The sequence below is a fragment of the Pseudomonas putida genome (genome assembly GCF_003228315.1).
Taxonomy (GTDB): Bacteria; Pseudomonadota; Gammaproteobacteria; order Pseudomonadales; family Pseudomonadaceae; genus Aquipseudomonas; species Aquipseudomonas putida_S.
In genome coordinates this window covers 946,237-968,518 of sequence record NZ_CP029693.1, presented here as the reverse complement: position 1 = coordinate 968,518, position 22,282 = coordinate 946,237, and the positions used below count along the sequence as shown (strand labels likewise).

Here is a 22,282-nt window from a genome sequence, read left to right as displayed (position 1 = left end):
AGGAGAGCACGATGCAGCGTTGCGTCAATGTGATTGGCGTAGGAATGTCGCCCTTCAGTCCCGTCGAGCTGGGTCCCGATCCACCGGCATTGCTCGGCACTACATTGGTCGGCACTACGATACGACAGGCGCTTGGCGATGCCGGCCTGTGCGCGAGCAACGTGGCGGCTGTCTATGCTGTGACCGGCAGGCTGGCCAGCGCGACCTTGCAGCGTGCTCTGCAACACGTGGGGCTGGCCCATGCGCCGCTCAGTCATTTCCCGCCGGACAGCGCCGATGGCAGTGCGTTGTTGGCCCGCGCCTGTCAGGACATCCGCCAGGGGCTGGCCGAAAGCATTCTGGTGCTGGGCATCCAGGAGGCACCTGCCATGCCTGCGCCGGACCAGTGGTCCGAGCGTGTCGGCACCACGGCGCGAGCGTACATGGCCCGTTATCTGACTCGCCGGGAGACTTTCGCCATGATTGCCGTGAAGGCGCGCCGGCACGCCGAGCTCAACCCTCTGGCCGCGTATAAAGGCGTGCTGACCATGGATCAGGTGTTGGAGGCCGAGGTGATCGCCGATCCGCTCACCCGTCCACAGGTTGCCTGGGCCAGTACGGGTGTGGCGGCGGTGCTGCTGTGTTCCGGCGACTTTGCCGCACGCCTGGGCAATGGCGCGGTCGTTGGCGTGGCCGCACAGGCCTGTGTCAGCCCACAGCAAGTGAGCGGCCTCGATCAGGGTTCGACGTACGCAGACGTCAACTATGAGGTCAGCGTCGCTGCCGCCCGCGAGCTGTATGAGCAGGCGGGCAGGGGGCCGCAGGACATTGCCGTCTGTGAATTGCATGACGCCAGCACCGTCAACGAGTTGTTACTCTATGAGGCCCTGGGTTTCTGTCCGGAAGGCAATGCCGAGAAGCTGGTGGAAGACGGCGACAATACGTATGGCGGCAACCTGGTGGTCAATCCATCCGGTGGCCTGCTTACATTGGGTCTGTCCACTGCGGCGAGTGCTTTGGCGCAAAGTATTGAGCTGGTGCATCAACTGCGCGGCAGCGCCGGCAGGCGTCAGGTCGCCGATGCGCAACTGGCGCTTCAACACCAGACAGGTAGCGACGGCACGGTGACGACGTCCCTTTTTCAGCGCGATTGAATTTCACGGTACAGGTACAGCAGCAGAACAATTTCAATGGGTGGAACACCACCCTTCAAATGCAGGATCTGTCATGGACAACAACAATAAGTACCCGACACTGTTGCATCGCTTTCTTCACTGGGAGCACAGCACGCCAGATTCGATTTACCTGACCCAGCCTTTGCCCGATGGCAGCGTGCAAGACTACAGCTGGCGTGAAGTGGGAGATCAGGCGCGGCGCATGGCCGCTCACCTGCAGAGCCTGGACTTGTCGGCCAAGTCTTCCATTGGCATCTACGGCAAGAACACCGCCCACTGGATCATCGCTGACCTGGCGATATGGATGGCCGGACATGTCAGCGTGCCGCTGTACACCACGGCCAATAGCGACACGGTGCGCTATGTGCTGGAGCATGCGGAAATACGCCTGCTTTTTGTCGGTCGCCTTGAAGGTGACACGGCGGGCTGGAACGCTGTCTGTGCCTCTGTTCCAGCCGACTTGCCGTTGATTGATTTGCCGATGTCCGGCTGCGGCAAGGGTGAATCCTGGGAGCGCATCGTCCAGCGACAGGCGCCGCTGCAAGCGGTGGCCGAAGCGGTACCGGGTGAACTGGCCACCATCATTTATACCTCGGGCAGCACCGGTGACCCCAAAGGGGTCATGCACAGCTTCGGCGCCATGTACACCGCACCGGCAGTGACCGGCTGCATGTACGCCAATGGCCAGGGCACCAGCAGCAGTGACCGGTTGCTGTCCTACCTGCCGCTGGCCCATACCGCCGAGCGTGCGGTGGTGGAAGCGGTGTCGCTGTTCAGCGGCTGCCGGGTGTTCTTCAACTTGGGGCTGGAAACCTTCAGTGAAGACTTGCGCCGCGCGCGCCCGACTATTTTCCTGTCCATGCCACGGTTGTGGGGCAAGTTCTATCAGGGCATCAACGAACGCATCGATCCGGCCGTGCAGCAAGCCGCTTTCGCCGACCCGGTGCAGGGAAAGCTGATGAAGGCGCAGATTCTCTCGGCTCTCGGGCTTGACCAGGTGCATACCGGCCTTTCCGGTTCCGCGCCTTTGCCGGTCAAGGTGATGGAGTGGTATCGCCAGCTGGGTCTTGAACTGCTTGAAGGGTATGGCATGTCGGAGAACTTCGGCATCTCGCACTTCAGCCTGCCGGGGCAGGTACGTGTCGGCTACGTGGGCGCGGCGATTCCGGGTGTCGAATGCCGTATCGGTGACAACAACGAAATCCTGGTGAAAAGCCCGGGGCAGATGCTGGGTTACTACAAGCGTCCCGACCTGACCGCCGAGAGCTACACCGCCGATGGTCTGTTTTGCACTGGCGACCGGGGCGACCTGGACGAGCAAGGGCGCCTGCGCATCACCGGGCGGGTCAAGGAGTTGTTCAAGACCGCCAAGGGCAAGTACGTGGCGCCGGTGCCGATCGAGGCCAAACTGGGCAACCACCCGCGCGTCGAGGCCTCCTGCGTGACGGGCGTTGGCCTGGCGCAGCCACTGGCGTTGATCAACGTCTCGCCTGATACCCGCGCCGCGCTCGCCACGGCGGAAGGCCGCGACAAGGTGGCCACCGAGCTTGAGGTGTTCCTGGCCGAGGTCAATGCCCAGTTCGAGTCCCATGAGCAATTGGGTTGCCTGGTGGTTGTCGCAGAACCCTGGACCGTCACCAATGCATTGCTGACACCGACCCTGAAGATTCGCCGCAATCTGATCGAGGAGCTGTATCAGAACCAGATCGAAGCGTGGGATGCGAGCGGCAGCAAGGTTGTATTCGAGTAGGGGCGGGTTGCGATGTGACAGAGCCGACCTTTGGGTCGGCTTTTTTATGGGTGTTTTGGGGGATTTGTACTGTTGCCGATGGCCTCTTGGCGGGCAAGCCACGCTCCTGCAGGATTTGTGTCGTTCCTCGATAACGAGCAAGGCGCAAATCCTGTAGGAGCGAGCCTGCTCGCGATGGGGCCGTGTCAGCCGATATCAATGGTGCATGCCAAATCGTCATCGCGAGCAGGCTCGCTCCTACAGTTTTATTTTTGTCAGGCCAACAATGCAAAACGCCCCGCGAGCGGGGCGTTCGTTTACGGCGGTTAATCGGATCAGCGAATGCCGGCGTTGCGCAGTGCGCTCGGGATGAACTCGCTGAGGGCGAAGTTCTGGCCGTATTGCGTGCCTTGTTTGGATTCGTTGATCAAGCCCATGACCACGTAGCGACCCGCGACCAGATCGTACAGGGTCTGCGCGGCGTAGCTGGCGACACCGTTCTGGTAGTCGTTGACCAATTGGCCCTCAGCCACGCGCCACAGTTGACCACGGCTGTCGTAGTGATCGACACCGGTCAGCGCCCAGGTGTCTTCGTCGAAGTACATATGGCGCTTGGCATACAGGTGGCGTTCAGTTGGCTTGAGCGTGCCTTCGACTTCCCATACCCGATGCAACTCGTAGCGGGTCAGGTCCTGGTTGATATGCCCCGGCTTGATGATGTCGGCGTACTTCACCGTAGGCGACCACAGGCGATAGTTGTTGTACGGGATGTACATTTCCTTCTTGCCCACCAGTTTCCAGGTGTAGCGGTCGGGCGAGCCATTGTAGAGGTCGGTATTGTCGGTGGTGCGCATGCCATCGGCGGCGGTGCCGGGACCGTCATAGGCGATCTCCGGTGCCCGGCGCACGCGGCGCTGGCCGGCGTTGTAAGTCCAGGCCTGGCGCGGCTCCTTGAGTTGATCAATGGTCTCGTAGGCCAGGTTGACTGTACCGGTCAAGCGGGCAGGGGCAATGATTTCCTGCTTGAAGTAGTAAAGGATGTTCTCGGTTTTGGCCGGATCGCTGCCGCTGATGTCTTGCGGCGTACCGTATGTCTCGTTGAAACCGACCATCGTGTAATCGCCGTTGGCCTGTGGCACGGCCTGGGCCGAAGTGCGGTAGTAGTTGGTGCCCTTGTAGCGGGTTTCGTGATTCCACACCAACTCCACGCCCGACTTCGGAATCGGAAAGGCGTAGTAGCGTGCGGTGAAGTTGGCCAGCGCGTTGCCGTCGTTGGTCAGTTGAGTGGTGGTGGCACTTTTCTTGACGAGGTCGTAGACAGCCTGCGATGCGCTGAAGGTGCGGTGGCTGGTATAGACCGGGATTTTGTAGGTCGTCGGGTAACGCTTGAACATCGCCATTTGCCCGGCGGACAGCTTGTCCTTGTATTGCTCGGCGTTGCTGGCGGTGATGACGAACAGCGGTTTTTCATTGGCGAAGGGATCACCGAGGAAACCATTCTGCACCGGCGCGGCATTGGGCTTCAGGCCCCCGGTCCAGGCCGGGATGCTGCCATCGGCGTTGCCTTCTTTCTGCGCGCCCATTGGGGTGAGGCTGGTACCGAGCTGGTCGGCTTCCTGCTGCGAGACGGCGGCCATGACGCTGGTCGCCAGCAGGCTGAGGGTCAGGACGGTGGTTTTCATCAGGGTAGAAGTTTTCATGCTTTTGTACCTGTGTCAGAAGTTCACGCCGACGCTGAGCGCCACGAAGTCACGATCGGTCTGGGTGTTGAAGCGACCGCCAAAAAAGTCGGTGTAGGCCAGGCTGGCGGTGTAGGTGTTCTGGTAGTCGGCGTTGAGGCCCAGGCTGACGGCCTTTTGCCCTTGCTCGAAGTTGGGGCCATAACCGTCGACGTCATGGGACCAGGCCACGTTGGGTGACAGGTTCACGCCGGCAATCGCGTTGGGGTAGTCCAGCTGCGCACGCAGGCGGTAACCCCAGGAATTGCTGGTGTAGAAACCGTTGTCGTTGCATTGCTGTTGCGGGTTACTGGCGTTGGCCGTGCCCGGGGCACTGCCGACGCACACCGCCTGGTTGGTCAGTTGGCCGGCGCCGAACACCGGGTTGCGACCGAAGCGGATGTTGTTGCCATCGGCTGATTCCACGCCTCCGATGTGGTTGTAGCCGACTTCGCCGACCAGGGTCAGGCGGTCAGCGCCAGCCACCTGGTTGAACAGCTTCGTTGCGCTGACCTGAGCCTGGGTGACCGGCATGCGCTTGTAGCCAGGAATGTCCGCCCCGGCTTGCAGCTTCTGCGTACCGCTGACATAGATCGGCGATACAGCGGTGCCGAGCGCGGCGAGGTTAAGGTCGGCGGTGTTGATCTGCAGCGGCATGTTGGGCCGGTAGCTGAGTTCACCACTGAAGGAGGTGCCCGCCAGGTTGGTGGCGAAACTCAGGCCATAGAGACGGATATCTTCCGGGAAGTCGATGAAGTACCGGGCACTGCGGATCGCTGTCAACTGGTTGGACAGGTTGGTGGCGGTGGTCAGGCTGAGGAACGGCGCACGACTGTGGTAGTTCATCACGTAGCCGGCGAACTCGGTGTCGTTCAGCTCCGGCACGAACCAGCGCAAGGCCACGCCGTATTGGCCGCTGTCGCGGGCGTCGTTGTCCTTGCTGCGCGGAATATAGGCATCGTCGGTGCCGCCACGGACCAGGGTCGCCGGGCCTCCGGTGTTCTTCGCGACACCCGGCGCCAGGTCGTCGCCGGTGACCACCAGGCGGTCATTGCAGCCCGAGGCAATGCCATCGACGCCGAAGAAGGTGCCGCAGTTGTCGACTACCGTGTGCTCCCACTCCAGTTGGTAAAAGCCTTCGGCGGTGATGTTTTCGCTCAGGCCCTGGGACAGGTAGAACATGTTGACCGGAACCAGCGCTTCCTTGACCTCCGAACCCGGTCGGCGCAGGGCGGACACGTCGGTCGGGTTGATGACGCTGATGCCGTTCTGGATGAAGGTACTTTCACCCCAGTTCACCACCTGCTTGCCCAACCGCACGTTGCCTGGCAGATCGCCCAAGTTGTAGTTGTGGTAGATGAACGCATCGAGGAACTGACCACCCTGGGTCCGTGCCGCTTCGTCCCGACCCTTGTTTTCGATGTCATAGAAATGCTGGTGACCGTCCGCCTGCTCGAAGTCGTACCAGTATTTGCCCCGCAGGAAGGCGCCGCTGTCGCCGTACTTCAGTTCAAGGTCATGGATGCCCTTGAAGATGGTCGAGAAGTTTTCGCCGGCACGGAAGTTCAGGCGGCCATCGTCGGCGGTGCGCGACGATGCCTTGCCTTTGACGCCCTGGGAGTTGAAGTTGGAAATGAAGTTGGGGTCGGCGTTGGTGGTCGACCAGCTTCCCCCGATGGACAGCGACGAATCGAACTTGCCTTGAATATCGCCGATGTTGAAGTCGACGGCACCAGCCGGCATGGCCGTGCCGAGGGTGACGGCGGCGGCGAGCAGGTGTGGCTGGAATACTACCGGTTTTCTTATTGTCATTCGGTGCTCCAATTTCGTGTTTCCCGCATTTCAGGGTCGCAACACAGGCCGACCCGGTTTCAGGATTGGCAGAACGGCCCAGGTGGCAGTGAAGATTTCGGTGCGCTCGTGCCCCTGGTTTCTTGGGTTTCACCGTTGTCCAACGGTGTGCCGATTCGATACCTCATCGGCCAATACACCTTCCTACGGGTTTTCCATCGCTCCCCCCCTCCTGAAAGGGGGGGAAGGCACCAGCCGACAAAACAAGGGTTGCCTTAAAGGGCGCGCGATCTGCTGCCTGATGGGTTCGGACAATCCCCCTCGACAAGAGGGGGGGATACTGCGCGGGGTTACAGGACCATCGACTCCAGGGCTCTACAGGCATGACGCCGTTGCGGCGTCATCGCCCAAACCTGTTCAACTCACCCTGGAGAAAAAGATGTCGCAGAAAGTCTATGTAGCCGGTGTCGGCATGATCCCGTTTGCCAAGCCTGGTCAAAGCGGTACGTATATCGAGATGGGTGCGCAAGCCATTCGCCAGGCCCTGCAGGATGCCGGCCTGGACTACCGCAAGGTGCAACAGGCGTACGCCGGGTATGTATACGGCGACTCCACCAGCGGCCAGTCGGCGCTGTATGAGGTGGGCCTGAGCGGTATTCCGGTGATCAACGTCAACAACAACTGCGGCAGCGGTTCCACCGCGCTCTTTCTGGCACGCCAGGCCGTGGAAAGCGGCGCCGTGGATTGCGCCCTGGCGTTCGGTTTCGAGCAGATGCAGCCCGGCGCCCTGAAATCCCACTGGCTTGACCGGCCGATTACCTACGGCAAGGGCCATGAAGTGGCCGACGCGATCTTCCCGGAAGGCCGTGAAATGCCGGATGCCCTGAAATTCTTCGGGGGCGCCGGTAAAGAGCACATGGAGAAATACGGCACGAAGATGGAAACCTTTGCCGCCATTCGCGCCAAGGCCAGTCGACATGCCGCCAACAACCCGTTGTCGGTGTTCAAGAAGGTGATTACCACCGAAGAAGTGATGGCCGACCAGGTGATTTTCCCCGGCGTCATGACCCGTCTGATGGCGTGCCCGCCGACCTGCGGAGGTGCCGCGGCCATCGTGGTTTCCGAGCGCTTCGCCAAGCAGCACGGCCTGCGTACCGATGTGTGCATCCTCGCCCAGGCGTTGGTGACCGATCAGCCAGCGGCCTTTGATCCGCCATCACTGATCAGCATCGTTGGTGTCGGCATGACCCGTCAGGCGGCCACAGAGGTGTACGAAAAAGCCGGCGTCGGACCGGAAGACATCCGTGTTTGCGAACTGCACGACTGCTTCGCCCATAACGAATTGCTGACCTACGAGGGCCTGGGCTTCTGCCCGGAAGGCGGGGCGGAGAAGTTCGTGATGGACGGCGACAATACATACGGCGGGCAAGTGGTGATCAACCCGTCGGGCGGCCTGCTGTCCAAGGGTCACCCGCTGGGTGCCACCGGCCTGGCCCAATGCTACGAGCTGACCCATCAACTGCGCGGCACCGCCGACAAGCGTCAGGTGGAGCATCTTGAGCACGCCTTGCAGCACAACCTGGGCCTGGGCGGCGCCGGCATCGTGACCCTGTTCGGTCGCGGCTGATGACACGGCGCGCCCGCTTGGGCGCGCCTTTTTCCCCTGATTGACAAAACTGACTGACAGGACTGCCTGACATGCCAGACAAGAGTCTGATCGGCCGCTCATTGGGCGTGACCCGCTGCGAAGTCGAAAAGGGTCGCCTGCGCTTTTTCGCCAAGGCCATCGGCGAAACCGACCCGGTGTACACCGATGAAAGCGCCGCCCGGGAGGCCGGCCACCGGTCGTTGCCGGTACCGCCCAGTTTCCTGATGTGCCTGGAAGCCGAAGGGCGTGATAGCGACCATATCGTGCAGGACATTTTCGAGTTCGATCTGGGGCGCATCCTCCATGCCGAACAGGGTTTCGAGTATCACGCCCTGGCCTATGCCGGTGACGTGCTGACTTTCGATACCCGGGTGGTGGATGTCTACGAGAAAAAGGGCGGGGCGCTGACCTTCGTGGTGCAGCAGACCCGTGTCACCAACCAGGAGGGTCAGCACATCGCTGATATCCGCTCGTCGCTCGTGCAGCGCTGAGGAGCCCGACATGAACGCAAATGATGTGCAGATCGGCTTCGAGCTGCCGCCCCTGACGTTACCGGCCATCAACCGCACCACGCTGGCGTTATATGCAGGGGCCTCGGGCGATCACAACCAGGTGCACATCGATCTGGACTTCGCCCGCAAGGCCCGCCAGCCCGATGTCTTCGCCCACGGCATGTTGTCGGTGGCCTACCTGGGGCGCTTGCTCACCGGCTGGGTCGCGCAACGGCAAATCCGCAGCCTGGCGGTGCGATTTACCGGCATCACCCAACTCGGGCACGTCCCCACCTGCCACGGCAAGGTGATCGAGCTGTTCGAGGTCGCCGGCGAGCCACGCGCGCGCCTGGCGATCCGCTGTGTCAACCAGTACGGCGACGAAAAACTCGTCGGCGAAGCCACCGTGGCGCTCATCTGAAGTAGCTCATCTGAAGTGCTTATCTGAACCCAACAAAAACAAGGAATAACCCGATGAAAAAACTCGAAGGCAAAGTCGCGCTGGTTACCGGTTCCGGGCGTGGCATCGGCCGTAGTGTCGCCCTGAAACTGGCCGGTGACGGCGCGCGCGTGGTGGTCAATGACCTGGACGCCGGCCCGGCCGAAGAAGTGGTGGCCGAGATCCGTGCCCTGGGTGGTGAGGCGGTGGCTTGCGTCGGCAGCGTCACGGCCGCCGATTTCGCCGATCGCTTCGTCAAGACCGCGGTCGACAACTACGGCGCCATCGACATCATCGTCAACAACGCCGGCTACACCTGGGACAACGTGATCCAGAAGATGAGCGACGAGCAGTGGTACGCGATCATCGATTGCCACATCACCGCGCCGTTCCGCATCCTGCGCGCCGCCCAGCCGATCATCAGTGCCATGGCCAAGAAAGAGGCCGCCGAAGGTCGCGTGGTCAATCGCAAGGTGGTCAACATCGCCTCGACGTCCGCTGGCGGCAACCCGGGCCAGGTCAACTACTCCACGGCCAAGGCTGGCGTGCTGGGCATGACCAAGTGCCTGGCCAAGGAATGGGGACGCATGAAGGTCAACGTCAACGCGGTTGCCTTCGGCCACATCGAGACCCGCCAGACCCAGCCGGTGGAGGGCGACCCGCACTTCATCAACATCGAAGGCCGGGAGATCAAGGTGGGCATCAGCCCGGCCATTGTCGAACAGTCCAAAAACATGATCCCGCTGGGGCGTCCGGGCAATACCGAAGAAGCGGCTGGCGCCGTGTATCTGTTTTGCATTCCGGAGTCGGATTACGTCAGCGGCCAGGTCCTGGTCTGCGGCGGTGGCCTGGGTAACGTCTGAGAACCGGGCGGGGCGTTGCGGCGCTCCGCCATCCTGGAGTGCATGGCCATGTCCGTACCCATTTCCGCTAACCCCAATCGGCGCCTGCTGCACACACGCAAAGTGGTGTGCAGCGGTTATGAACGCGATGACGGCCTGTTCGATATCGAAGGCTGCTTGCTCGATACCAAGGGCGTCGACACTCAATTTGCTTACGGAACGATTCCCGCCGATGGGGTGCTGCATTACATGCGCATCACCATGACCGTCGACCAGAACATGGTCATACGCCAGCTCAAGGCCGTTACCGACCAGGCGCCCACGCCCGTGTGCAGCCACATCAACCGAGCTTATGCGGCGTTGGTAGGGCTGCGCATCGGCGCCGGCTTCAAGAAGCGGGTGGCGGAGCGGGTTGCAGGGGTGAAGGGCTGTACCCATCTGACTGAAATGCTTGGCCCGATGGCGACCACGGCGATTCAGACGCTGGCCCCCATCATGCAAAAACGCCTGCGCCAGCGTGCCGCTGCCGATCCTGATTTCAAGATGCCGGCTCACTGGGTAATCGGCACCTGCCATGCCTACCACCCCGACGGCGATGCCGCGCGACGCGTCAATCAGTGGCGCCCCGGCGATGAGACTTCAAATGGCTGAAGAGGGCCATGCTCCGGGCGAGGAGCATGGCGGTTGAGTGCTTACTGTTCATCGACCTTCTGCGCCGCCGGTTTTCGGGCGGCGCGCCTGCGTTTCTCCGTCTCCGGCGCCTTGGCGTTGGTTGCATCGGCCGCCACGGCCTGCATTTGCTCGTAGGAATCCTTCAGGCACTGCGCGAGGAAGTCCGGGTCGGGTACCACGTTGGGTGAGCTGGTCAGCGAGATGAACATTTTTCCGCAGTAGCTGGTGGGGTTCCAGATCAGCGACAGGCCGTCGACCAGCGGGCCGACACCGCACCAGTACACAAGTTTGGCGCCGAGCATGTAGAGCGGAACATTGGGTCCCGGGACGTTGGTCACCATGCAGTTGTGCAACACCACCGGGCCCTTGCCGCCCATGCCCATCAACGTTGCCAGGCGACCGGCGAGACCGAGGGTGGCAGGGGGCGCGAATTTCTGCAGGTTGGTCAAATCGCTGGCACCGACCGCATTCTGGATCGCCTTGGATTGCGAAGTGGCGGCCTGCAGCGCCTGGAGTCGCTCGACCGGGTCTTCGATGTCCGTGCGCAGGGGAAAGGTGAGCATCGACACGGTATTGCCGGCGGCGACGGATTCATTGCCCTGGCGGGTGTTGACCGGTGCGAGGGTCACCAGCGATTTCTCCGGCAGTTCATCCTTGGCCATCAGGTAGCGGCGCATCGCCCCGCCGACCAGGGCCAGCACGGCGTCGTTGACCGTCGCGCCGGGCACCAGGTTCTTGATCTGTTTCACCACGGCAAGATCCAGGGTGACCGAATCCCAGACCCGACTGGACGTGACGTCGCTGTTGAACCGCGTGCGCGGTGCACCTCCTTCGGAACTCAGCACTGAACGCGCCATTTTGCGCAGGCTGGCGACCGTAAGCCTGGGCAACACGCGGGCCAGTGGCAGGGCCATGCGCGCGGAGGCGGAAATGTTGTCGGTGAGCATGCGGCTGACGGTGTCCAGCAGGCCCCAGCGCAGCGGCGAGCTGGCTGCCGCCGGCTTGTGGCCAACCACGGGGGAGGGTTTGCCTTGCTCACCGGCCAGATCATGCAGCGCCCAGGTCAGCTCCGCTGCCGCGGCGCCGTCCATCGCGGCATGGTGCGATTTGGTCAGGATCGCAAAGCTGCCCTTGGGAATGCCCTCGATGTTGTCCAGGCCCTCGATCACGTACATCTCCCAGGGCGCCCGGGACAGGTCCACCGAGCGGGCGTGGATGCGTGACACCAGAATGCAGAACTGGCGCCAGTCGCCCGGCTTGGGCAGGGCGAAATGGCGGACATGGAAGTCGATGTCGAACAGATCGTCTTCCACCCAATAGGGATAACCGAGACCGAAGGGCACCTGGACGATCTTGCGCTTGAACACCGGCGAGACGTCGAGGCGGTCCGAGATGTGGTGGACGATCTCCCGAAAGCCGAGGCGTTGCCCCTCTGCCGTGGACTGATCGTAGATGTAGATCATCGTGCAGTGCGACGCGGCATGCGGACGATCGACTTTCAGGAACAGGGCGTCTTGCCCGCTGAGTTTGCTCATCGTTGAGGCTCTCGCAAGGTGTTGGAGGTTGGCTGGCAGATTCGTCGATCTGCCTGCGCCCCGTCCCCCTGCGAATGGGGGGCATGAGCTGCCACTGTGGTCTTTATGCTGGAGGCTATCGGAGGGTCCCGTGCGCGCCGCCTTGGTGTACACGCAGATCCCCGCCCGGGGAGGGGATCAGCGTGTGGCGTGAAGAGCAGTGCGTGAGTGAGGAGGGGCCAGGCAATTCACACAGCCCCTGGTGGGAGCGTTTGTCCGAAGACTTCTGGCGCCAGGGCGATGGTACCGAGCTGGATGCCCGACACCGCCTGAAGATCCACGGCAGCGCCGCGATCGAGCGGGTGATGCGCACGTCGCTGTCGGCCACGGTGGCGGCGTCCGCGCTGGCGACGCTGGGCAAACCTGGCCGTGTGCAGCGCGAGTTCGACGCACTGCGCTTCTACGAACCGCTGGCGCGCGCGGGGGACGCGTCGCAAGTATTCCTGCCACCGCCTGAGGGCATTGTCATGTCGGAACGCGCGTTGCCCGGCAAGGACATTCGCCGTTTTCAGCTGCGTTTTTCCAGCCCGTTCAAACCACTCAATCCATTCGCACGCCCACAGTTCGAGGCCATGCAGCGCAATGCGTACGCCCATGCCCAGCACTGGTGCCATGGCGACCGGCCGCGACCGACATTGATCGTCATCCACGGTTTCGCTGCCGACCCCCATTGGCTCAATGCCCATGCCTTGAAGCTGGCCGGGTTCTATCGCCGGGGCTACGACATCCTGCTGTTCACCTATCCGCACCACGGCCAGCGCGCCGAGCACGGCGACTGGTTCAGCGGCCAGGGTCTGTTTGGCAGCGGGCTGGTGGCCTTCAACGAGGCGCCGCTGCATGCGATCCATGACCTGCGGGTGTTCATCGACTATCTACAGAGGCGCGGTGTCGAGCAGATTGGCGTGACGGGGATTTCTCTCGGCGGATACACCGCAGCGTTATTGGCAGCCGTTGATGACCGCCTGGACTGGTGCGTGCCGATTGTGCCCGCCGTCAGCCCGGTGGATGTGTTCCTTGAGTGGCAGCCCACGGGATTACTGTTGTCGCGGCTGATGCGCAGCCAGGGCATAGGCGTGGCCGAGATGCGCGGGTTATTGGCCGTGCACAACCCGCTGACCTACGCCCCGCGCCTTGAAGGGGAGCGCATGCTGATCGTCGGTGGTGCCGGGGACCGGGTGACCCTGCCACGTCACCTGCGGCTGCTGCACGGGCACTGGCCGGGAAGCGCGTTGCACTGGTTTCCCGGCAACCACATTCTCCACCTGGGTCGTGGCGAGTATCTGGCACGGATGGGCGCATTGATGGACCGCTGCTCCGGTCTGTATACCCCCTCGACATGAGGGGGCATTCCTTGCGCCGAGGCAGGTGACCATCTGTGCACTGCAGCAAGGCGCTACAGGCCCGTTAGAAGGACATCCACGTGAACAAAAACACAATAAAACGCGTTGTCATGGTTGCATGGCTGGCAATGCTCTCCCAGGCGCAACTGTCGATTGCCGATCCGCTGACGCCGGCCGAAGCCCGGATCATCGCCAAGCAAGCCTACATTTACGGCTTTCCCCTGGTGGACAACTACCGCGTCCAGTACACCTATTTCCAGGACCGGCAGCATCCGGAATACAAGGCACCCTGGAATACCCTGCACAACACGGCGCGCATCTACACCCCTGACGACAAGGCCTATCCGACACCCAACGCCGATACGCCGTACTCGCAACTTGGCGCGGACTTGCGTACGGAACCCTTGGTGCTGACCCTGCCGGCCGTGGAGGAGGGACGCTATTACTCGGCACAGTTTGTCGATGCCTACACCTATAACTTCGGCTATGTCGGCAGTCGTACCACCGGTAATGGCGGTGGTCATTTCCTGCTGGCCGGACCTGATTGGCAAGGCACGGTACCGCCGGGTGTCGACCGGGTCTTTCGCTCCGAAACCCGGTTTGCCTTCGTCTTTTACCGCACCCAGCTGGAGGGGCCGGGCGACCTCGATAACGTCAAACGGATACAGGCCGGCTACAAGGTCCAGCCACTTTCCGCGTTCCTCGGCCAGCCAGCGCCTGTAGCGGCGCCCCCGGTGGATTTCCTGGTACCGCTCAGCGCCGAAGCAGAAAGAAGCAGCCTGGCGTTCTTCAACCAGTTGAACTTCGTCCTCGGCTTCTGCCCGATACACCCCTCGGAAACCGGGCTGATGCAGACGTTTGCAAAGCTGGGTGTAGGCCCGGGACTGACCTTTGATGAGCAGGCCTTGCCCGAGGACATCCGTGAGGCCATCAAGGCCGGTATTGCCGATGCCTGGAAGGAGTTCGAGGCGCTGGGTCAAAAGGTCGCCCGAGGAGAGGTGTCTACCTCGCGCTTCCTCGGCAGCCGCGAGTATCTGGGCAGCAACTACCTGTACCGCATGCGGGCGACCGTCACCGGCCTTTATGGCAATGACCGGGAGGAAACCCTCTATCCACCGTTCTACCTCGACGCCGGCGGACAGAAACTCGACGCCTCCCAGCATCGCTACACCCTGCGTTTTGCACCGGGCCAGTTGCCGCCGGTCAACGCCTTCTGGTCGTTGACCCTGTACGACGCCCAGCGGTTGCTGGTGGCCAACCCGTTGAACCGTTACCTGATCAATTCGCCGATGCTGGGCGATCTCAAGCGCGACGCCGATGGCGGCATCACCTTGTACATCCAGCACCAGCAGCCTGTGGGTGAACAACTGGCCAACTGGTTGCCTGCGCCCGACGGGCCTTTCTATATCGCTGGCCGCCTGTATTGGCCCAAACCCGAAGCCTTCGACGGTCGTTGGCAAGCACCGAAGGTTCAGCGCGCCGATTGAATCCGTTCTCCAGAAACTCCACAGGATGCAGACCATGCAGATGTTAAAGGCACCGATATTTGCGCTCGCTCTTATCGCACCGCTGTGCTTCGGTACGGTGGCCCGGGCAATGACCACGGCCGTCACGGCGGATAACTTCGTGCGCGCCGAGTCCGACAAATTCTTCTCCCGGGTCGTCGGCCGGGGCGGGTTCGGCAAATTCGTGCACAACCGCGAACTGGTGCCTGTCGACAGTCAGGTCGTGATCCGTCCGAACCGCGACACCCTGTATTCATCGGCGGTGTTCGACCTGGAGGCAGGACCGGTGACCGTCACGCTGCCCGATGCCGGCCAGCGATACTTTTCGATGATGGCTATCAGCGAAGACCAGTACACCCAACCGTTGATGTACAAGCCCGGCCAATATCACTTCACCCGCGAGGCCATCGGTACGCGCTATGTGCTGTTGGGTGTGCGCACGCTGGTAGACCCGGCTTCGGCCCAAGACATGCAACGCGGCCAGGCGCTGCAAGACCGGATCACCGTCGACCAGCCCAATGGCCCGGGGCAGTTTGAGGTGCCGCAATGGGACCCGGCCCGCCTGGATGAGATACGCGCTTCGTTGCTGAAAGTGGCGGCGACGGTGCCGGATTCCCGGGGAATGTTCGGCAAACCCGCCGAAGTCGACCCTGTACGCCATTACATCGGCAGTGCCTCTGCCTGGGGAGGCAACCCCGAGCAAGACGCTTACTACCTCAATGTGACACCAGCACGAAACGATGGCGCCACCCGATACAGCCTGAAGGTCAAGGATGTGCCGGTCGATGCGTTCTGGTCGATCAGCGTGTACAACGCGGCCGGCTACTTCGAGCGCAATTCGCAGAATCGCTACACCCTCAACAGCCTCACCGCAAAACGCGAAAGCGACGGCAGCATTGCCGTGCAATTCGGTGATTGCGAGGGTGCAGTCGTCAACTGCTTGCCGGTGACTGCGGGGTGGAATTACATGGTGCGCCTGTATAAACCGCGTGCGAATGTGCTGGATGGCAGCTGGCAATTTCCCCAGGCCGTGCCTGCCGGGTGATTTGGGGGGAGGGCCTTTATTCAAGGATGAAGGCCTCCTCAAGCATCGTTTTCAGACCTCTTGCTTCAGCAGATTGTTTCACCCAACACAATTAAGCCATGACATCCGTGCTTGTTCTCTAGTTGCTCCCGGATGGCGAGACTGACTCCCATGAGCATTGGCCCATTTCGGGCCGATGCGTTGTCCAGCCCGGGAGTCCCATATGATTGATGTCACTCATTCCTGCGACGGTCACCTTTGGTTGGACACGCCAGCCATGACCACGAGCGAATTCGAAGGCGGTTTCCTGCTGCCCCAACTGATGGGGGCCCTGGCCAGCGAATCCATCGCGGCGCCTGTCCCGCTTAGTTTCAATACGCATCAGAACAAGACTTCGGTCCTGACACTGAGCGCGGCGCTTTTGCGAGCACTGAAACTTCGTTTTTCGCCCCTTTAACGACATTCAACAGCACTTGTGTCGTGGTGCCTTGCAGAGCATTGAGATGATCTACGACTTCGATTTATTTGTAATTGGTGCCGGCTCCGGCGGTGTGCGAGCAGCGCGGTTTGCCGCGGGATTCGGTGCGAAAGTGGCAGTGGCGGAAAGTCGCTACCTCGGTGGCACCTGCGTCAACGTCGGTTGCGTACCGAAAAAGCTGTTGGTCTACGGGTCACATTTTGCCGACGACTTTGAGCAGGCCGAGGGCTTTGGCTGGACGGCCGGCAAGGCCCGATTCGACTGGGAAAAACTGATCGCCAACAAGAACTGTGAGATCGAGCGACTCAACGGCATTTACCGCAAGCTGCTGGTCAACGGCGGCGTCACGCTGCTTGAAGGTCATGCGCGACTGGCCGATGCGCATCATGTGGACATCAATGGACAGCGTTTCAGCGCCGAACGCATTTTGATTGCCACAGGCGGCTGGCCACACATTCCGGATATCCCAGGCCGCGAGCATGCCATCACCTCGAACGAGGCGTTTTTTCTCAAGCAGTTGCCCAAACGCGTACTGGTGGTCGGTGGCGGCTACATCGCCGTCGAGTTCGCCGGGATCTTCAACGGCCTGGGCGCCGATACGAGCCTGCTGTATCGCGGCGATCTGTTTCTGCGTGGGTTTGATCAATCGGTTCGCACGCATCTGGTCGAAGAGCTGACCAAGCGCGGACTGCAACTGCAATTCAACACCGACATCGTGCGGATCGACAAACAGGCAGACGGCAGCCTGCTGGCGACGCTCAACGACGGCCGTCAACTGGAGGCCGACAGCATTTTCTACGCCACGGGTCGGCGGCCGATGCTCGATAACCTGGGGCTGGAAAATACCCGGGTCACGCTCAATGAGCGGGGATACATCGACGTCAATGACCACTTCGAAACACGCGAACCCTCGATTCTGGCGCTGGGTGATGTGATTGGCCGTGTGCAACTGACGCCGGTTGCGACGGCGGAGGGCATGGCGGTTGCGCGGCGGCTGTTCAAGCCTGAGCAATACCGCCCAGTAGACTACCGCCACATCCCCACGGCGGTCTTCAGCCAGCCCAATATCGGCACCGTTGGCCTGACCGAGGCGCAAGCGCTGGAAAACGGGCACAAGGTTGTGGTGTTCGAGAGCCGCTTCAAACCAATGAAACTGACCCTCACGCAGTCGTCCGAGCAGACGTTGATGAAGCTGGTGGTGGATGCCGTGACCGATCGGGTCCTGGGCGCGCACATGGTGGGGGCCGATGCCGGAGACATCATCCAGGGGCTGGCGATCGCGCTGAAAGCGGGCGCCACCAAGCGCCTGTTCGATGAAACCATCGGCGTGCACCCGACCTCGGCGGAAGAGTTCGTGACCTTGCGTACACCGGTCTCAGGCAGATAACGGCAGGCCGACGAAGCACCATCACCCACCTTTGGAGTCTTCTTGCACCGATAGGGTCCAGAGCGGATATACAATGCACGCATAAGCAATTCCTATAGAAGGAAACTCTCATGCTGCTCAGACATCTGCGCTATCTGCTGGCCGTCGCGGATAACGGGGGCTTCACCCGCGCCGCGGAGGCCCTGCATGTTTCCCAGCCGACCTTGTCACAGCAGATCCGGCAACTGGAGGAAACTCTCGGCGTCGTTTTGTTTGACCGAACTTCACGCACCGTGAAACCGACCGATGCGGGCGAGGCCTACATCGAGTGCGCACGTCGCGTGCTGGTGGAGTTGGCGGCGGGCAAGCGAGCACTGCATGACGTGAAGGATCTGTCCCGTGGCACCCTGCGCCTGGCGATGACACCGACGTTCATGGCGTACCTGGTCGGGCCGCTGATACGCGATTACACCGCGCATTATCCGAATATCCATCTGGAGATTTTCGAGCTGTCGATGGATGAGATCGAGGACGGGCTGGCAGAGGATTCGCTGGACATCGCGATTGCCTTTGATCAGGTCAGAAATGCCGACATCGAATCGATCCCCGCTTTCATCGAAACCCTGGGGCTGATGGTCGGCCGCGATCACCCGTTGTACGAGTGCAAGACGCCGTTGTCTGCGCAGCAGGTGGCGCAGTTGGAATTTGCGCTGCTGACAACGGACTTCGTCACTCGCGTCTGTATTGATGAGTACTTTGCCAGGACGAAGATCACGCCCAAGGTGGTGATCGAGGTCAACTCGGTCAATACGCTGCTGGAGGTGATTCGGCACACGGCGGTCGCCACCATTCTTCCGGAACCTATCGCCACCCAGGATCGCGCCCTGCGCAAGATCGCGTTGACGCACGAGGGGCCTCGCCGCGGGGCTGCGTTGCTGCGGCGCAAGAACAACTACCACAGCGCGGCGTCAGTGGCCTTTATGGACTTGATGTTGGGCATGTCGGCGAGTCAGTAGGGCAAGCTTTTCAGCGCACTGGTGTTGATCATTACGCCCAGTGAAATGCTGGATTGTATTTGCTGGTCATTCCGCTGTTTATTTGAGCAGGGGAAGATGGCGCCATCGACGCGATGACCGCTTCGAACCTCGAACAGCAATCGGAGAACACCATGTCCCAGCAAGCCATCAAACTGTATCGCCACCCTTTGTCCGGTCACAGCCATCGGGTCGAATTGATGCTGTCCCTGCTTGGTCTGCCGACCGAATCGGTTTTCGTGGATCTGATGAAGGGCGAACACAAGTCACCTCAATTCCTGGCCCTCAACCGTTTTGGCCAGGTGCCGGTGATCGATGACAACGGCACTGTCCTGGCAGACTCCAACGCCATCCTGGTGTATCTCGCCGCCAAATATGGCAAGGGCCAATGGCTGCCTAGCGATCCGACCGAGCAAGCCAATGTCCAGCGCTGGCTGTCTGTGGCCGCCGGCCAAATCAATTCAGGGCCTGCCACCGCTCGCTTGATTACCGTGTTTGGTGCCGGTTATGACGCGCAAGACGCCATCAAGCGTTCCCACGCCTTGCTCGAGGTGATGGAAGACGAACTGGGTAACAGTCGATTCCTGGCCGGCGATAAACCGACCATCGCCGATGTCGCCGCCTACACTTACGTGTCCCACGCACCGGAAGGTAACGTTTCGCTGGCGGACTACCCGAACGTCCGTGCCTGGCTAGGCAGCATCGAAGCGCTGCCGAACTTTGTGGGCATGCAGCGTACCGCCAAGGGGTTGCAACAGGCTTGACTCAATCCTCTGGAGCTTGCCGGGAGCGTGCTCTCGGCAAGCTTCGTTTCATTGTTGCTCGGCTGTCAGACAGGGTCGCCTATGGATCGCTTTCAGGAAATGCAGATTTTCATGGCTGTCGCTGACGAGGAGGGCTTTGCCGCTGCCGCTCGCCGCCTGAATATCTCGCCTCCCAGTGTGACCCGCGCCATCGCTGCGATGGAAGATCGTATCGGCACGCAACTCCTTTCCCGAACCACTCGAAGCCTGCATCTGACCGAAGCAGGGCAACGTTATCTGGAGGATTGCCGGCGGATTCTCAGTGAAGTCGAGGAGGCGGAGGAGGCCGCTGCCGGCAGCTATTCAATACCGTGCGGGCATTTGACGGTGACGGCGTCGGTGCTGTTTGGCGAGTTGTACATCGCACCGCTGCTGGCCGAGTACGTGGACCAGTTTCCTTCAGTACACCTCAACGCGCTGCTGGTGGATCGTGTCGTCAGCATGTCTGACGAAAATATTGATGTCGCGATACGCATCGGCCATTTGCACGAGAGCAATCAGCACGCGATCAAAGTGGGTGAAGTACGGCAGGTCATTTGTGGCACCCCCGAATACTTCGAACGTAACGGCAGGCCGCGTCATCCCGGTGAGTTGAGCGGCGCCAATATTGTCATGTCGTCAGCCAGCCACTTGCTGAGCGATTGGCAATTTGTCCGTGACGGCAACGAACTGAGTTTTCGCTTTGAACCGCGCCTGGTGGTGACCGCGAATCAGGCTGCAATCAATATTGCCAGCCTGGGCTGGGGCATCACGCGGGTGTTGTCCTATCAGGTGGCCAAACAGGTCGCGGCGGGTGAGTTGGAGTTGGTGCTGGAGGATTTTGAACCGCCCGCGCTGCCCATTCAGGTGGTCTACCTGAAGAGCGCCAGAATCCCAGCCAAAGTCCGTACCTTTGTGGATTTCCTCGCTGATCGGCTGGGCAAGGATGCAGCGCTCAAGGCCGTGGCCAAGGGCACGGCCTGATGGATCGCTATCATGAAATGCTCATGTTCGAAGCGTTATCGCAAACAGCGAGCCTTGCCTCGGCAGCGCGGCGTCTTGATGTATCCGGTCCTACGGTGGTACGTGCGATTGCGCGCCTGGAGCAGCGATTGGGCGTGGCGCTGTTGGAGCGCAGCACGCGCGGGGTTGTGCTGACCGAGGCCGGTGCGGCGTTCATGGCCGATTGCTCGCGCATCCTCAGGCAGGTCGATGAGGCCGAGGCGTCAGCCAAAGGCTCGCACACACAGGCACAAGGCAGTCTCACGGTGCTGTTGCCGCTGCTGTTCAGTCGATATGTCATGACGCCCTTGCTGTCGAGCTACATGGGGCTGTATCCCGAAGTCAAAGTCTTCGCTCAGTACCACGATCGTTTTCCGAACATGAACGAGGAGGGGATCGACGTGGCGGTGCTGGTCGGTCATCTGCCAGGTTCGTCTTTGATCGCACGACAGGTTGGCCATGTACGTTCGATGGTCTGCAGCAGTCCCGCTTATCTGGCCCGTCACGGTGAGCCCAAAGTACCGCAAGACTTGAGAAACCATCGCCTGGTTGCCACGCACGCCTTTCGAGACAAGGTGCAGTGGGACTTTCAGCAGGACGGTGAGTTGAGTCAGCTCAAGGCCCGGACCAGGATAAGTTGCGCGACGATCCAGGCGGCCATCGATGCTGCCGCCAATGGCGCAGGGATTACTCGCTGCCCGAGCTATCCGTTGCACGAGTATTTGAGCAGTGGGCGATTGCGCCGCGTGTTGCAGCGCTACGAATTGCCGGCGCTGCCGGTAAACGTCGTATACCGCGAAGGGCGCAAGGCCTCGATGCGGGTGCGCAGTTTCGTCGACCACATTGTCGACGGCCTGCGCGAACATCCAGCCCTGCAGTTGGACGCTCTCTGAGCGAAATGCACGGGCATTTCAGCGGGTGAAATGGTGGATTGCATTTTGTGGTCGTTCTCACCCTGGCAGTGAAAGTGGACCATGAGCCCACTTTCACTTCCATTTGCCACACCCGATCGTGATGGGTACGAGACGCCGCAAGTGCCCTGACCCCGATCGCCCAATTTTCAATCGACTTTCTATCAAGGTAACCGTATGACTCAAACAGCACTCATCGTCGTTGACATCCAGAATGACTACTTTGCCGGTGGCAAATGGGAACTCAATGCCACTGACGTCGCCGCAGACAATGCAGCTCGCGTGATTGGCGCAGCACGTGAAAGGGGAGACCTGGTCGTCCATATCCGCCACGAGACGCTGGCCCCCAATGCACCGTTTTTTGTCCCGGGCACTGACGGCGCGCAACTGCACGAAAAGGTGCGAAATCTCGCGGACGAGTTGGTCATCGTCAAGCATTTCATGAACCCGTACCGCGAAACCGAACTGCTGGATGTGCTTGAGCACAACGACATTGAACGGGTCACCGTGGTCGGGAACATGAGTCACATGTGCATTGATGCGGTCACCCGTGCGTCTGACGACTTCGGGTTTGAGACCACGGTGATTCATGATGCCTGCACGACCCACGACCTGGAGTTCAACCACGTCAAGGTACCTGCGCCACTTGTGCACGCGGCTTTCATGGCGGCTCTCCAGTTTGGTTACGCCAAGGTGCTGAGCACTGATGAGTATGTGGCCGAACCTGGTCCGGGCCTGCGCTGAGCGGGGAGCCAATACGTCCCTCTGGCAAGGCCTGCAAG

The 22,282-nt window shown here is 61.1% G+C and carries 20 protein-coding genes; 17 read left to right on the top strand and 3 right to left on the bottom strand.

Features of this window, described 5'->3' with window-relative positions; all coding sequences use genetic code 11:
• Positions 1 to 11 precede the first annotated feature (11 nt).
• Positions 12 to 1,133 carry a thiolase C-terminal domain-containing protein gene (locus tag DKY63_RS04310; RefSeq protein ID WP_110962951.1) on the top strand — a complete coding sequence of 374 codons (1,122 nt, stop codon included), beginning with the start codon at positions 12 to 14 and terminating at the stop codon, positions 1,131 to 1,133.
• 73 nt (positions 1,134 to 1,206) lie between these two features.
• Positions 1,207 to 2,904, top strand: a complete 1,698-nt coding sequence (locus DKY63_RS04305) for an AMP-binding protein (RefSeq protein WP_110962950.1) — start codon at positions 1,207 to 1,209, stop codon at positions 2,902 to 2,904.
• Positions 2,905 to 3,218: 314 nt separating this feature from the next.
• Here the strand turns inward: DKY63_RS04305 and DKY63_RS04300 are convergent, their stop codons facing one another.
• Together DKY63_RS04300 and DKY63_RS04295 are read right to left on the bottom strand one after the other, a co-directional pair.
• Positions 3,219 to 4,583, bottom strand: coding sequence for a DUF1329 domain-containing protein (locus DKY63_RS04300; protein WP_110962949.1), 1,365 nt, complete (start codon positions 4,581 to 4,583; stop codon positions 3,219 to 3,221).
• A gap of 15 nt (positions 4,584 to 4,598) precedes the next feature.
• Entirely contained in the window at positions 4,599 to 6,413 is a 1,815-nt protein-coding gene (locus tag DKY63_RS04295) for a DUF1302 domain-containing protein (RefSeq protein ID WP_110962948.1), read from the bottom strand.
• 418 nt (positions 6,414 to 6,831) lie between these two features.
• Between DKY63_RS04295 and DKY63_RS04290 the strand changes: the two genes are divergently transcribed.
• The 5 genes from DKY63_RS04290 (at position 6,832) to DKY63_RS04270 (ending at position 10,463) form a co-directional block, all read left to right on the top strand.
• Positions 6,832 to 8,019 (top strand): lipid-transfer protein, encoded by a 1,188-nt coding sequence (locus DKY63_RS04290; protein WP_110962947.1) that lies wholly within the window; start codon positions 6,832 to 6,834, stop codon positions 8,017 to 8,019.
• Positions 8,020 to 8,090: 71 nt separating this feature from the next.
• Positions 8,091 to 8,531: a MaoC family dehydratase N-terminal domain-containing protein gene (locus DKY63_RS04285; RefSeq protein WP_110962946.1), complete on the top strand. Its 441-nt coding sequence runs from the start codon at positions 8,091 to 8,093 to the stop codon at positions 8,529 to 8,531.
• Positions 8,532 to 8,541: 10 nt separating this feature from the next.
• On the top strand, positions 8,542 to 8,952 hold the full coding sequence (locus tag DKY63_RS04280) for a MaoC/PaaZ C-terminal domain-containing protein (RefSeq protein WP_110962945.1): 411 nt from the start codon (positions 8,542 to 8,544) through the stop codon (positions 8,950 to 8,952).
• Positions 8,953 to 9,005: 53 nt separating this feature from the next.
• Positions 9,006 to 9,833, top strand: coding sequence for an SDR family NAD(P)-dependent oxidoreductase (locus DKY63_RS04275; RefSeq protein ID WP_110962944.1), 828 nt, complete (start codon positions 9,006 to 9,008; stop codon positions 9,831 to 9,833).
• Positions 9,834 to 9,881: 48 nt separating this feature from the next.
• Positions 9,882 to 10,463 carry a DUF2889 domain-containing protein gene (locus tag DKY63_RS04270; protein ID WP_110962943.1) on the top strand — a complete coding sequence of 194 codons (582 nt, stop codon included), beginning with the start codon at positions 9,882 to 9,884 and terminating at the stop codon, positions 10,461 to 10,463.
• 41 nt (positions 10,464 to 10,504) lie between these two features.
• Here DKY63_RS04270 and DKY63_RS04265 read toward each other — a convergent pair whose 3' ends face one another.
• Complete coding sequence (locus DKY63_RS04265) at positions 10,505 to 12,019, bottom strand: wax ester/triacylglycerol synthase family O-acyltransferase (protein WP_110962942.1); 1,515 nt, start codon at positions 12,017 to 12,019, stop codon at positions 10,505 to 10,507.
• Positions 12,020 to 12,270: 251 nt separating this feature from the next.
• On the opposite strand from DKY63_RS04265, the gene DKY63_RS04260 reads away from it, so the two are divergent.
• From DKY63_RS04260 to DKY63_RS04215, 10 genes are all read left to right on the top strand, one after another.
• Complete coding sequence (locus tag DKY63_RS04260) at positions 12,271 to 13,398, top strand: alpha/beta hydrolase family protein (RefSeq protein ID WP_239499374.1); 1,128 nt, start codon at positions 12,271 to 12,273, stop codon at positions 13,396 to 13,398.
• A gap of 80 nt (positions 13,399 to 13,478) precedes the next feature.
• A complete protein-coding gene (locus DKY63_RS04255) occupies positions 13,479 to 14,885 on the top strand; it encodes a DUF1254 domain-containing protein (RefSeq protein ID WP_110962940.1) in 1,407 nt (468 codons plus the stop codon).
• A 34-nt stretch (positions 14,886 to 14,919) separates the two neighbouring features.
• Positions 14,920 to 15,948 (top strand): DUF1254 domain-containing protein, encoded by a 1,029-nt coding sequence (locus tag DKY63_RS04250; protein ID WP_110962939.1) that lies wholly within the window; start codon positions 14,920 to 14,922, stop codon positions 15,946 to 15,948.
• Positions 15,949 to 16,150: 202 nt separating this feature from the next.
• Complete coding sequence (locus tag DKY63_RS04245; protein WP_110962938.1) at positions 16,151 to 16,384, top strand: hypothetical protein; 234 nt, start codon at positions 16,151 to 16,153, stop codon at positions 16,382 to 16,384.
• 46 nt (positions 16,385 to 16,430) lie between these two features.
• The gene (gene gorA / locus DKY63_RS04240) at positions 16,431 to 17,792 is read left to right on the top strand and encodes a glutathione-disulfide reductase (RefSeq protein ID WP_110962937.1); all 1,362 of its coding nucleotides are present in this window, start codon (positions 16,431 to 16,433) and stop codon (positions 17,790 to 17,792) included.
• Positions 17,793 to 17,902: 110 nt separating this feature from the next.
• Positions 17,903 to 18,787, top strand: coding sequence for a transcriptional regulator CynR (gene cynR / locus DKY63_RS04235; RefSeq protein WP_110962936.1), 885 nt, complete (start codon positions 17,903 to 17,905; stop codon positions 18,785 to 18,787).
• 152 nt (positions 18,788 to 18,939) lie between these two features.
• Positions 18,940 to 19,569: a glutathione S-transferase family protein gene (locus tag DKY63_RS04230; protein ID WP_110967837.1), complete on the top strand. Its 630-nt coding sequence runs from the start codon at positions 18,940 to 18,942 to the stop codon at positions 19,567 to 19,569.
• Between the two features lie 81 nt (positions 19,570 to 19,650).
• On the top strand, positions 19,651 to 20,571 hold the full coding sequence (locus DKY63_RS04225) for a LysR family transcriptional regulator (RefSeq protein WP_110962935.1): 921 nt from the start codon (positions 19,651 to 19,653) through the stop codon (positions 20,569 to 20,571).
• A complete protein-coding gene (locus DKY63_RS04220) occupies positions 20,571 to 21,482 on the top strand; it encodes a LysR family transcriptional regulator (protein WP_110962934.1) in 912 nt (303 codons plus the stop codon). The genes DKY63_RS04225 and DKY63_RS04220 overlap by 1 nt, the downstream gene beginning before the upstream one ends.
• Positions 21,483 to 21,677: 195 nt before the next feature.
• Complete coding sequence (locus DKY63_RS04215) at positions 21,678 to 22,244, top strand: cysteine hydrolase family protein (protein WP_110962933.1); 567 nt, start codon at positions 21,678 to 21,680, stop codon at positions 22,242 to 22,244.
• Positions 22,245 to 22,282: the final 38 nt, after the last annotated feature.